22 protein-coding genes are annotated in these 11,164 nt (G+C 42.6%); 12 read left to right on the plus strand and 10 right to left on the minus strand.

The genetic code is table 11. From position 1 onward, the window contains the following. The 10 genes from AAY47_RS13100 to AAY47_RS13145 all read right to left on the minus strand — a co-directional run. The coding region (locus AAY47_RS13100; RefSeq protein WP_047770588.1) for an antitermination protein at positions 1 to 420 on the minus strand (420 nt) is incomplete at its 3' end. Beyond that, a complete protein-coding gene (locus tag AAY47_RS13105) occupies positions 417 to 764 on the minus strand; it encodes a hypothetical protein (protein ID WP_047770590.1) in 348 nt (115 codons plus the stop codon). The genes AAY47_RS13105 and AAY47_RS13100, both read right to left, overlap by 4 nt. Before the next feature lie 160 nt (positions 765 to 924). Next, the gene (locus AAY47_RS13110; protein WP_047770593.1) at positions 925 to 1,524 is read right to left on the minus strand and encodes a recombination protein NinG; all 600 of its coding nucleotides are present in this window, start codon (positions 1,522 to 1,524) and stop codon (positions 925 to 927) included. A gap of 69 nt (positions 1,525 to 1,593) precedes the next feature. Beyond that, positions 1,594 to 2,037 (minus strand): YbcN family protein, encoded by a 444-nt coding sequence (locus tag AAY47_RS13115; RefSeq protein ID WP_047770594.1) that lies wholly within the window; start codon positions 2,035 to 2,037, stop codon positions 1,594 to 1,596. After that, the gene (locus AAY47_RS13120; RefSeq protein ID WP_047770595.1) at positions 2,027 to 2,242 is read right to left on the minus strand and encodes a Lar family restriction alleviation protein; all 216 of its coding nucleotides are present in this window, start codon (positions 2,240 to 2,242) and stop codon (positions 2,027 to 2,029) included. Before AAY47_RS13120 ends, AAY47_RS13115 begins: the two co-directional genes overlap by 11 nt. Beyond that, positions 2,239 to 2,607 carry a phage protein NinX family protein gene (locus tag AAY47_RS13125; protein WP_047770596.1) on the minus strand — a complete coding sequence of 123 codons (369 nt, stop codon included), beginning with the start codon at positions 2,605 to 2,607 and terminating at the stop codon, positions 2,239 to 2,241. Before AAY47_RS13125 ends, AAY47_RS13120 begins: the two co-directional genes overlap by 4 nt. Beyond that, positions 2,607 to 2,942 (minus strand): hypothetical protein, encoded by a 336-nt coding sequence (locus tag AAY47_RS13130; RefSeq protein WP_047770597.1) that lies wholly within the window; start codon positions 2,940 to 2,942, stop codon positions 2,607 to 2,609. The genes AAY47_RS13125 and AAY47_RS13130 overlap by 1 nt, the downstream gene beginning before the upstream one ends. 23 nt (positions 2,943 to 2,965) lie before the next feature. Next, entirely contained in the window at positions 2,966 to 3,688 is a 723-nt protein-coding gene (locus AAY47_RS13135; RefSeq protein ID WP_047770598.1) for an ATP-binding protein, read from the minus strand. Further along, positions 3,688 to 4,404, minus strand: coding sequence for a helix-turn-helix domain-containing protein (locus tag AAY47_RS20015; protein ID WP_053014282.1), 717 nt, complete (start codon positions 4,402 to 4,404; stop codon positions 3,688 to 3,690). Before AAY47_RS20015 ends, AAY47_RS13135 begins: the two co-directional genes overlap by 1 nt. Positions 4,405 to 4,706: 302 nt before the next feature. Further along, the gene (locus AAY47_RS13145) at positions 4,707 to 4,907 is read right to left on the minus strand and encodes a helix-turn-helix domain-containing protein (RefSeq protein ID WP_047770599.1); all 201 of its coding nucleotides are present in this window, start codon (positions 4,905 to 4,907) and stop codon (positions 4,707 to 4,709) included. Positions 4,908 to 5,015: 108 nt separating this feature from the next. On the opposite strand from AAY47_RS13145, the gene AAY47_RS13150 reads away from it, so the two are divergent. The 12 genes from AAY47_RS13150 to AAY47_RS13200 all read left to right on the plus strand — a co-directional run bounded on the left by AAY47_RS13150 (position 5,016) and on the right by AAY47_RS13200 (position 11,121). Next, positions 5,016 to 5,648 (plus strand): LexA family protein, encoded by a 633-nt coding sequence (locus tag AAY47_RS13150; RefSeq protein WP_047770600.1) that lies wholly within the window; start codon positions 5,016 to 5,018, stop codon positions 5,646 to 5,648. Between the two features lie 422 nt (positions 5,649 to 6,070). Beyond that, on the plus strand, positions 6,071 to 6,445 hold the full coding sequence (locus tag AAY47_RS13155; protein WP_047770601.1) for a hypothetical protein: 375 nt from the start codon (positions 6,071 to 6,073) through the stop codon (positions 6,443 to 6,445). Between the two features lie 4 nt (positions 6,446 to 6,449). Beyond that, positions 6,450 to 7,430, plus strand: a complete 981-nt coding sequence (locus AAY47_RS13160) for a hypothetical protein (protein ID WP_047770602.1) — start codon at positions 6,450 to 6,452, stop codon at positions 7,428 to 7,430. Between the two features lie 84 nt (positions 7,431 to 7,514). Continuing rightward, positions 7,515 to 7,991, plus strand: a complete 477-nt coding sequence (locus AAY47_RS13165) for a hypothetical protein (protein ID WP_047770603.1) — start codon at positions 7,515 to 7,517, stop codon at positions 7,989 to 7,991. Between the two features lie 54 nt (positions 7,992 to 8,045). Beyond that, a complete protein-coding gene (locus tag AAY47_RS13170) occupies positions 8,046 to 8,309 on the plus strand; it encodes a DUF551 domain-containing protein (RefSeq protein ID WP_160300201.1) in 264 nt (87 codons plus the stop codon). A gap of 2 nt (positions 8,310 to 8,311) precedes the next feature. Beyond that, a complete protein-coding gene (locus tag AAY47_RS13175; RefSeq protein ID WP_047770605.1) occupies positions 8,312 to 8,533 on the plus strand; it encodes a hypothetical protein in 222 nt (73 codons plus the stop codon). Continuing rightward, the gene (locus AAY47_RS13180) at positions 8,526 to 8,933 is read left to right on the plus strand and encodes a hypothetical protein (protein ID WP_047770606.1); all 408 of its coding nucleotides are present in this window, start codon (positions 8,526 to 8,528) and stop codon (positions 8,931 to 8,933) included. Before AAY47_RS13175 ends, AAY47_RS13180 begins: the two co-directional genes overlap by 8 nt. 188 nt (positions 8,934 to 9,121) lie before the next feature. Then, positions 9,122 to 9,319: a hypothetical protein gene (locus AAY47_RS13185; RefSeq protein WP_047770607.1), complete on the plus strand. Its 198-nt coding sequence runs from the start codon at positions 9,122 to 9,124 to the stop codon at positions 9,317 to 9,319. Continuing rightward, a complete protein-coding gene (locus tag AAY47_RS22260; RefSeq protein WP_167400587.1) occupies positions 9,316 to 9,480 on the plus strand; it encodes a hypothetical protein in 165 nt (54 codons plus the stop codon). Before AAY47_RS13185 ends, AAY47_RS22260 begins: the two co-directional genes overlap by 4 nt. Next, positions 9,477 to 9,815, plus strand: a complete 339-nt coding sequence (locus AAY47_RS13190) for a hypothetical protein (RefSeq protein ID WP_047770608.1) — start codon at positions 9,477 to 9,479, stop codon at positions 9,813 to 9,815. Before AAY47_RS22260 ends, AAY47_RS13190 begins: the two co-directional genes overlap by 4 nt. Before the next feature lie 2 nt (positions 9,816 to 9,817). Next, positions 9,818 to 10,498 carry an AAA family ATPase gene (locus AAY47_RS13195; protein WP_047770609.1) on the plus strand — a complete coding sequence of 227 codons (681 nt, stop codon included), beginning with the start codon at positions 9,818 to 9,820 and terminating at the stop codon, positions 10,496 to 10,498. Next, entirely contained in the window at positions 10,495 to 11,121 is a 627-nt protein-coding gene (locus tag AAY47_RS13200) for a hypothetical protein (protein ID WP_047770610.1), read from the plus strand. Before AAY47_RS13195 ends, AAY47_RS13200 begins: the two co-directional genes overlap by 4 nt. Positions 11,122 to 11,164: the final 43 nt, after the last annotated feature.

Raw genomic sequence — 11,164 nt, forward strand, 5'->3', positions numbered from 1 at the left:
ATTTCTTGCCATCCACGGTGTATATGTCTTTGTAGTAAACACCTCTGCTTCAATAAACCCATCGTCACAATCAGAGCACTGCTTTTTACTGGCTGCACTTCTCGCATAATCCTGAAACGCATAATTTGCGAGTATTTGCAGCACGCTTCGCTTAATATCCTCATCGAGTTTTGCGATGGCACTGTATTTGTGTGCTTGTGTCAGTGCATATTGATAGAGACTCTCCACCGCTTCATCGGGTTTATTGATACCCTGTTTCGCCAAAAACAGCTCAATACCCATCCTCGCCTGAGCGGACGCCAATCCTAGCGAGGCCATAACATCGGTAATTGAGAATGCATCAGTAGCTGTTGCGGCTGGAGAGTCACTAAACATAATGCTCTTGGGTGAAAAATACTTCGGTAGTGATTCTAATTTCATCTTATCCCCGCCACTGCTTGTTGTTTTACCCTGTTGATTAATCGTCTTATTGCTCCACGCGTGACATCAAATTTATGGGCTACTGTCCTCTGTGAAAGACCAGAAGCCAATAACCCAATAATTAACGGTGTATCAGACGGCTCTAATTTCTTAATTCGATGTGGCACGATCCCGTAACGCTCAAATCTAATATCATCCAGTGTTGACCATGCCGGACGCTTACAGTCAGATAATCGGGTGACATACAAACGCTCTTTACGCTGCCGGATAGCAAAGTGCTTTCCCTCTGACAGTCGCCGCTTCCTTGCGTAAGCCTGCGCCTCTAAAAAGCTTTTTAATATCACTGACTTAGACCCTTAAGCGCTTTATATTTCCTCATTAGGATTACGCCTTTTCTGATTGCGTTAATGGCCCTTATTCGTTTTCTATGCCGCAATATTTGCCACGGCAGATAGACGGTTGTGAAAAGTAACCATGAGCCAATAGCAATCCATGCATCAATTGTCATGCCGCCTCCTGTGCTTTTAACTCCTTGAGCTTTTTCTTATATTCATCCCTGATAGCCTTGCATTCCTCAATCGTCCATCGGTGGCGGTCATGGTTGGATTCAATGGCGTCAACTGCTGCCAGACCGATACGCCGGATTAGCTCCACCCTGTACGGAACCAGATTCCCCGATTTATGCTGATTACAGACAATGCACTGGCGATGGATGTTGTTCTCGTTAAATCTCAGTTGAGGTGCTGCTGACGTTGTCCGATAATGCCCTGCATCCCACTGAGCAGAAACAAACGTACCGCATGAGATACACGGTAAATCTCGGTCTCGCTCTCTGATATAGGCGTTGACTGATTGCTGGGCTTGTTGAATCCAATAACTGCGGGGCTTTACTGCTAACTTGCGGGCTTTGAGTTTGTCGCGGGCTAACTTCTGCTTAATTTCATTATCTTTCTTTCGTCGTCGTTCCAGTTCCTCTCGTTTTTTCTGCTCTTGCTTCCTACCTCTGGCTATTGCACACTGGATTGAGCAGGTATTTTGTAATTGCCGCTCTGGTTCATACTGCTCGCCGCATTCTTTACATTTCCGTTGTCGAAACTTTGCCACCTTATCCCCCTAACGCTATCCCCATAATCAGCATGAATGCTGTCCAAAAGCCGAGAAATAGTAGGTATCTCACTGATTCTGCTCCTGTTTGAGTTTCATGTACTCGCTGTCATCTGGTACTGTCACGAAACAACCAATACCCGCAGCCCACTGTTCAACTTGCTCCATGAATCGAAACATCTCGCCAGTATCCAATTTGGATGTCTGGCGTAGTGTCCTGACACGCTCAACTTCCTGCGTTCTGGCATCAATCCGCTCCACAACCTCATAGCCCAAAAATGTGTGCTTGAGCATGTCCTTAACTTCATCCGGTGAGAATTTCGCCCCGTTGGATTTCAGGAAACAACTAATCTCGCCAAACCACATATGCAGGGTTGCGTTCTGAGATAGTGTTCGGGTGTTTTTCCACGGTTTGATGATGATTCGGTGAGGTTGGTTTGTTGCGAGAACTTCTTTGAGATGTTTCCAGGCTAATTCTTTTGTTGATTCATGGAAGAGGAAATTACATTCCATCTACCCTCTCTCTTTTATTCCATAATTCAATTGCATTATTTACCGCATCATCTTTATTTTTATTGTAATAAGAAATAGAGCCTGTTGAATCACACCCAAAACAAGTTACCCACGAATCATAAGGTTCATGTGATTCATCATATTCATGATCAACACCTAAATTTTCACCACCACAAAACGGACACGGTTTAAGTTTGTCTGTCATGCTCCCTCCACCAGTTCATCCGGTATCTCTACCTCGTCGCCTAATTGTGCAGCGACCACAGCACGGCAAATAGCGATTTGTGGTGTTTGTCCATGCATATCTATGTTCACATAATCATCAGGACATAGCGCACCTTCTATAATTGATAGCCCGGCACAATAATTTCCTCCCATAACTGGACATACATCCATTTCGTACTTCTCAATCAACGGCCCGCACTGCGCCCAGTCGGTTGATGGTGAGTAATCTGGCATCCCTCTAACAACCATGTTGCCGAAACGGGTTATTATGACGTCCAACCCAGCAACCCTAGCCACAGCCCAGTCCAACGCCCGTCCAGTCAGTTCGCTTGTTTTGATTTTCATTAAAATGCCTTACCGCCAGTCTTGGCGCGATTCTCTCGTTTATGGTCTGCCCGATTGCGGTTGTATGCTAACTTTTCAGCAATCGCGCTCTCGATGTCATAACCAAATGCCTCTGCATAATCTAAAATTCGGATCACTGCATCAGCCAATTCGACCTCAGCCATCGGACGATGAGGCAAATGGTCGTCCATCAAATTTTTACGCTCACCCTCCATTGCCTCGCTGATTTCTGAGTGAATTAAACACAGTAATGTCCCTCGCTCTCTTGGATTATCCCACCAACCCGCGTCAACATTTTGCTGGTGAATTTGCTGTTGTAATTCAGTTAGTCTCATTTCAAAAATCCTTATGGTGGGGTTTATTTGACTTGGCGGCGGTAACTCTGCCAATTGAAATTAATGACGGTGGGTGTACCCATTCTTAGGCGATCAATAACCCGCTCACCGAGAACTGTGGTCAATTGCTCAATATCTAAATTTGTTAGCACACCAACAGGTTTTTTATTTGCCAGGCGCCTATCCACCACCTGAAAAATGATTAAATCCTCATTCAGGTTATTGCGCTGTACACCGACATCATCGAGCACCAGCAAATCGACAGCACATAAATCATCAACCAATGCTGACTCACTGATTTTCGTGTCTTTTTGGTAGGTCTCCCGTACTCGCATCATCAAATCAGGCAGAGTAGCTATCAGGATGCTGTTACCATTCCGGATGATGTGATTGCCAATGGCTGCCGCGAGGTGATTTTTCCCCGTACCGGGGTTACCACTGAAAATAAATCCGCCAAATGAGTTACCGAAATCCCCTGCATACCGACGTGCCTTTGCCAGCGCCTTTTGCTGCTCAGGCGTGGTGGCGATGTAGTTATCAAACGTACAATTCTGGTGTAATGGGCTGATACCAGATCGACCCATAATCCGATTCAGGCGGCAAAGCTGGTTCTCTTCGGTGATGCGTTTTGAATCAATCTCGGCCTGCTCACGATGCCATGTCATGAGTTCCTCAGCGTTCGTGAATTTGCGTTTGATATGCTTAGGCATCATTCGATGAAAACGAGCCAGTGTTGACATGCTCATTAGAAATCCTCCGAAATGAATTGATCTGTACGTACTGGCTGAGTAATGCGATTACCCGCATGGGGTGAATGGCGATTGGATTGCTGGCTATTCTGATAATTCAGTTTCTGACTGGCAGTAATAAACCATTTCTTCGGTCTCTCAGCCTGAAATTCGATATCCAGTCGTTGCAGTTGGGTGTCCAGATCAATGTGAGGGAAAATCTTTTTCCAGTTGTCATAGTCCCGTTGATTGAGTTTTATAATTTCTCCGCTGAAAGCATGTGTACTCACACGAGGAGCTTTAGCGACTTTCGCTATTGTTTTAATAGGTTCATTGACTGGTTCAAAAGAGTGACTGGTTCTGGGTGTAATTTTTACACTAGGGGGTGGTGTAACAGTTACACTAGGGTGGTGTAATTTTTTCACCCCCTCTAGGGCAGAATTTTCACTAGGGGGTGTAATTTTTACACCATCTAAATTCAGTCGATAAATATTCGAAGAATTTCCCTTTTCCCCACTCCGATAGATTTTTGTTACCAGTCCCATTTCGCAAAGAACATCAATATGACCGATAGCTGTTTTCCGACTCATTTCACACTGATCCGCTATATGCTGGTAAGAAGGAAAGCATTCACCTTTGTCATTTGCGTTATCAGCTAACTTGAGTAGTACCATCTTCCTTGCCGTGCTTCCTACCTTTATTTGCATGGCCTTAGCCATTAAAATCATGCTCATTTTTCTTATTCCTTGATTATGACTTTCACCAAGGTGTAATTAGGTACGTAAAATTCCTAAAGTGAAATTTCGATTAGGTTTTGTTTAATAAAAATACAGAATCGTCAGCTATCCTGAGATAGATGATGGTTATAGATGGGGATAGAAACTGCCCTGATAATTTTGGGCCAGTTAAACCAGCCCTCTTTGCGAGGCTACCCGATAATTTCGGGGTGGTTATGTTTAGCCTACCAAAGGGTGGTTGATAGGGACTCCCCACACGGGCGGGGCATTCATTGTGATTTTATAAATAATGAGATTGATTATTTTGAACCATACTGAAGCCATAATGGATCGCAATCCAAGGCTTTAGATATCTCCAAAATGAATCTTGGTCGTTTAGTAATTCCAGCTTCAATTTGTTGAATTGATTGCTGTTTCATCCCGACCAATTCGGCTAACTGAGTTTGAGTCATATTTAACTCATATCGCCTAGCTTTTAGCCTCTGGGATATAGTTTCCATCCTCGCCGGTCTCCTTAGTACAGTTTTATCTGTATTTAATAACAAAGCATCCTGTTTGTCAAATACAGTTTTTACTGTAAGAATCCCGTTTTAATAAGGGGAAGAGTAATGAGTCTTGCAAGTAGAGTTAAAGCCAAAAGGGCTGAATTAGGTTTAACCCAAACAGAGGCGGCTATGATTGCTGGCATTCGTCAGCAGTCTTGGGCTAGTATTGAAGACGGAAAGACCCTGAAACCACGGAATATTATAGGCATAGCTAAAGCTCTGAAATGTGATGCAGGATGGCTAATGACAGGTGACAATTTCCAACCTCTTAACGAGGTAAATACTCGTAAGATACCATTAATAAGTTACGTACAGGCAGGAAGTTTGGCTAGGAATAACCCTATAAGTGACTGCGATGGCTCTTTAGAGTACATCATGACTGATATGCATTGGTCAGAGCGTGCCTTTGCATTGCGTATAGACGGGGACTCTATGGAACCCGACTTTAAAGCTGGTGATATAGTTGTTATCGATCCAGAGATTTATCCTAATCCCGGGGAGTTCGTGGTAGCAGCAAATTGTGAACAGGAGGCGACATTTAAAAAATATAGACCAACAGCTATAAATATTGACGGAACCCAACACTTTGAATTGATACCGCTAAACAGCGATTATCCTATTTTGGACAGCCAGAAATTAAAACTCACTATCATAGGAACGATGGTTGAACATCGGATCTACCGTAGAAAACGATAATTTTTTATTACCCTGCCCCCTATTAACCCGCCCAGTGCGGGTTTTTTTGTATTAAAAATTCTTATAAATACAATGATGTACAAAAAAGTAACTATAAATACAGTTTTAATTGTTGCTAAAATACAGTTTTATCTGTATATTCTAATCATCGAACAGGCAGGACGCCCACGAAGTAGCCGCCAGCGGCATAAGAAGAGCTGGATGATTCGATACCAAGTTAAATCTAAGTAGTACCTACAATGAATGCTCCGCCCGTGTGGAGAGTCCCTACCCAAAGTGATTTTTGGGGCGTGGTTAGCGAAGTCTAAGGATAGACGCAGTGAGTCTGGAAAATTTGCGTAACTCATTTAGAGTTGTACAAATTTCAACAGCCTCCCCAGTTCATTAACTGCGCCCCAAAAATTACTAATAGGGGTAATCAAATGGAAAACATAACTATTTTGCCTAAAAGCGGTCGTTTGAGTTCCAAAATGCGTCGCCATCTGGAACGTAGCAATTTGATAACCAGTCACCGCTTAAAAGAACATATTCGTCAGTCTGAAATAAAAGCTCTGGAAAATATCATTGATGAGGCGTTTGGAGTTGAAACTGAGCCGCGTAAGGTGCTGACGCTCAAACGCAGGCCACAAAACGATGGCGCAAATGTAATAGCCAATCTGATTGTTCAAGTTAAAGGTGACGAACAAGAACCAACACCCAGTTTTGATAATTGCTGCATGAGTGACGTAGCGCTTTATTCAACCAAAACCAAGCCCCGCCGTAGATTGGAGTCGGGCGGGGTTACGGCGAGAGGATAGGAAAATGGAAAATAAAAAAGCATTACAGATAAGCATTATTAAAACTAACATTGGCAAGTGCTTTATTACCGACTGCAATGTAACCAGTGGCTATTCGTTCGACTATCATAATACACAAATTGATAAGCTTTTATTTGATGGGCACAAAGCTACAGAAACATTTGCGAAAAACTGGTTTGAAATACCAACATATCCAGAAAAAGTAGAGGCACTAATCACTGGTGAAAAACAAAACAGACGTTTTAAATTGAAAGATAAAGAGCTTCAAAGCACAAAATTACCATTGGAAATTCCATACGATGAACGGAATGTATTTGATGAAGATGTGCTATATTCTCTTTATTCTCTAACTTATGACGTTGTACCTGATTACTTAGTTCTTATTGATGTTAATTTTAATTTGATTTGTGAAGTTGATAATTTCAGAGAAACACCAGAATTTAATTATCCAGCAGTTAGGAAATATGACTTCTCAGATCAACAATATTCTGTAATAAATCAAAATATCAAACACTCTCTTATAGATAGCATTATCGTTCCTGCTCCATTATTAGCCAGCAGTCCATGTAAAATATCATCAAAAGAGATGTATGATCTTGTTCGTCAGCATGTTAAAGATAATATAAATCCAAAACTTGCCAGAATAACTAGTGATTATGATTTCTGCTTTGAAGTTAAAAAGATAATACCTTTACTTGAGCCTTGTACTTTCTCTTACCGAGATATGTTTGCCAGAACAAAAAAACAGAGAGGAAAAATACATTTTAAAACAGCAACATCTAAAGAAATAACTATTTATGAGATGACGCATAACCAGAGGAATTATAATGGTTATACACCTATTAAAGAATTTTCTGCAAGCAATGAATGGGAATTAAAAGAGATGATCGATAATTTCTTATCAGAGTTGATGGATGTCATTCATGCACCAATCGAAGAGTGTCCACATTGCAACGGAACTGGTTATCTACAAAACGAAGAATAGCGACGAGCGGTCCTAAGTTAACTAACTCCAGCTCATTTCCGAGTGGGCTGTGGTGAGTTTATTACGGCACGATAGGAGATAGAGATGGGTAAGCGCCTTGAAATTTTAAAAGCGTCATTAACAAAGAAAGAAGCGCTATTCAATGAGCGCCTTCAAAATCACTTCGATACAGTCAAGCAAGCTAACGGCCAACCACTCAACGATAAGCGAAACGGGCGTGCAACACTTAATAAATGGGAAAAACAAAACGATTCGTTGCGGAATTTGAAAGAAAGCATTCAAAAAACCAAAGACGCAATTGAGAGAGAAGAAAACAAAATTGCATTATCTGAATCTGTAACTCTTCCCGCATACATTGAAAACGCAATTAAGGAAGGACTCATAACGCAGTGGCGGAAGTTCCCGAGGTTCTTTTTTGTTAATGGAGTAAAAGGCGGAAGGATAGTTCTTGATGAAAAGACAGGAGCTATCTCGCATAGATACTTAAGCAGGGTTTCAAAAGAAGAATACCCAATATTTCGTGATGTATTTAATAGTCTAAACAAGCAGGCTATAAATTAATCACCAGCCTCGCCAAAGCGGGGTTTTTTATTACCTGAATATAGGAAAATGATAATGAGTGAGAAGATAACAGGAGGGTTTATGGAGTGGGTTAAGCTCAGTGATAACAGGCCTTCATATGGTAGATATTTAGTACTGTACCGAAATTTAATCAATGAAGCCCGCTACTCAGTAGCAACATTCTGTGGCGTCACTAGAAGTATCGACAGTGATGAACTGATTGATACGTGGTATGTAGAACCCGGCGGAGGTATGCAATTATCTAAATCAGAAATTACACATTACATGCCATTGCCTGAACCACCGAAAGGAGAATAATGATGAATAGAATAACACTTACAGGTAAACAAATATTAGCAGTATGTAAATTTGCTGGAATTCCTCATGGTGAAATGACTAACGAGGAATTAGAGCAGGAATTTACTATCGGCGATAATTTAGCAATTCAGGTTGACAGTGGGATTTATATAGAGCAATTAGGAATTTATTGTACTGATTATCCAGAGGACGGAGCTATGTCACTGGAGAATAACAATGCCTAAACATATACACGCCGATTTAATTAATGAATACGCAAAATTAGCACAGAAGACGGATAGGCCGTGGGAGCATTTTGAAGTTTTAGCAACCGCGGTAGATGGTAGTAAATATTGGGAAAAATGTCGGGTTCCTATTGGTTTTTATTCTAACATTAAATACCGCCTAAAACCCCGTACTATCAAAATCGGGGAATACGACGTTCCAGAACCAGTGAGGGAGGCGTTGGAGAACGGTACCGAATACTATTACCCTGATATCAGTTACGGCGAATTTGTCTGTGATGACCGCACCTGGAGTGGGGATGTATGGGACAAATATAGATTATCCAGCGGCCTAATCCACCTCGACCGCGAATCCGCCGAACTGCACGCCAAAGCGCTTATCGCTCTAACCTCTAAATAATCCAAACTCGAAAATCATTAATCGTTTTCACTAACGAGGGACTGTTACATGCGTAATAACATGTTCGACGAGTGCGCAGTTATACCCACAAAACCACAGGCAATCAGGAACCGGCGCTGCCATGTGCGCCGTCTCGCACTACTCATCATCTCATCATTTGTATTTATTCCAGTTTAACGGAGGTAATCATGTGCATTCAAATTTTATGCTCATCATATGGAAGTGATGCCAGTTCAACAGGAACAACAATTCTTACTTTTTCTGATAACACCATTAAACGAATAGATGGGGGATTAGATGAAATCCTCAGTAAAACAGCTATTACATTTGGGGATGTTAGAGATTATTTCGAACAGCATGGATATGTCATCACGGAGGCGCTATGAGATTCGACTGTAACCCCTCCGGTGCTCAGGAGGAGCAGAAAAAACGCAAATACACGGATGAGCAAGTAGCTGAACACAGGGAACTGGTACATCAAAGGGAGGTATTGGGTAGAGAGGGATTACCAGTCAGTGACATGGATTTCGCGGGAGATTTCACATGAACGGGTATCCTCGGCGCTCAACAGGATGTTACGTGCCGAAAGACCCAGCGGAGAGGGATCGATATCTCAACGAATTGGTCGCAGCCATCATAGCCGGCAGCCATCACCCCGCAATAATGACCATGACGGAACGCGTTACCGCAGAGCAAATATGGAATATCAACTACCGAGCCGCATTCAATCCCCCGCTACCACCTCACATGGCAGAACAACGCGCCGAACAAGAACGTCAGGCGTGGCGGGATTATTGGGCAACTCATCACCGTGAAGAGCACGATCATTATCGTGGTGACTCACCTCACCGCCGCCAAGGTGGTATCTGGACAGGAGATTAAATATGGGAACTGCAACACTCATACTCGGTGAGTCTGGCACAGGGAAAAGTACCAGCTTACGCAATATCAAACCGGAAGAAACATTATTAATTCAGACGGTAAGGAAGCCGTTGCCGTTTCGTTCAAACGCATGGAAACAGTGGGATCAGAAAGACCCCAAAACATCAATTTTTGTTTGCGACCAATGGGTAAAGATAATAGCGGCAATCGAACGTGCAGCTAACTACGGTAAGAAGATAGTTATTGTCGATGATTTCCAATATTTGATGGCAAACGAATTCATGCGTCGTTCAGAAGAAAAATCCTTCGATAAGTTCACTGAAATTGGCTCTCACACATGGAATGTGATCAACACTGCTATCAGCAAAACACCGGATGATTTACGGGTTTATTTCCTGTCACACACGGAAGAGACGCAGATGGGTAAGGTGAAGATGAAAACCATCGGCAAGATGCTGGATGAGAAAATAACGGTAGAAGGGATGTTCACTATTGTACTAAAAACCGTGGTCAGGGATGGACAATACCTTTTCACCACCCAAAACAGCGGGTTCGACACTGTTAAATCACCAATGGGGCTATTTGATAGTTCAGAAATTGAAAACGACCTGAAAACCGTAGATGACGCCATATGTGAGTACTACGGGATTGAAACGCGCACAACAGATGAGGTAACTGCATGAATAACATAATTTTCACCTATGACCAAGAAGCAGCCATGACCGTCGGACAGAGTGGTTTTATCAACGAAAGTGGTGCGTATGTCCTTACCATTAGTGAGGCAAAACTAACTAAGAGTCAGCATGGCGCAGAATTTATTGAGTTTTCTGGCGAGGCAGATGACGGGCGAAAGGTCAGTTATCTGAGCATTTGTTGCAAGAAAAAAGACGGTTCAGTCAATTCATTTGGTCAAAGCATGGTGCAGGCCATCATGGGATGCTGTGGAGTTCGTCAGGTAACCAGTCATATGATTTCAACCAGCCATGTAATCGCCCCTGAATTCGCGGGTAAACGAGTTGGACTGGTATTACAAAAAATACTCAGGACGAAAAATAACGGCGATGACACTTACGGTATGGATATTCGTATTCCGTTCTATCCCGATACTCGTCAAACCATCGCTGAAAAAGTAGAGGGTAAACCTGCCACTACTATCGATAAAATGGTTGCAAATCTGAAAGATAAAGACGAGCGCAAGACAAACGCTCAACTCTACTCAGGACAACAATCGAATGGATTTTTGGAGGCACCACGGCAGCCACAAGGCCAGCCGCCAATGGATTTCGATGATGACATTCCGTTTTGATTATCGATTTTCAACACCGGGTCTTCGTGCTCGGCAATCCAGA

It is taken from the genome of Xenorhabdus griffiniae (assembly GCF_001028135.1).
Taxonomy (GTDB): Bacteria; Pseudomonadota; Gammaproteobacteria; order Enterobacterales; family Enterobacteriaceae; genus Xenorhabdus; species Xenorhabdus bakwenae.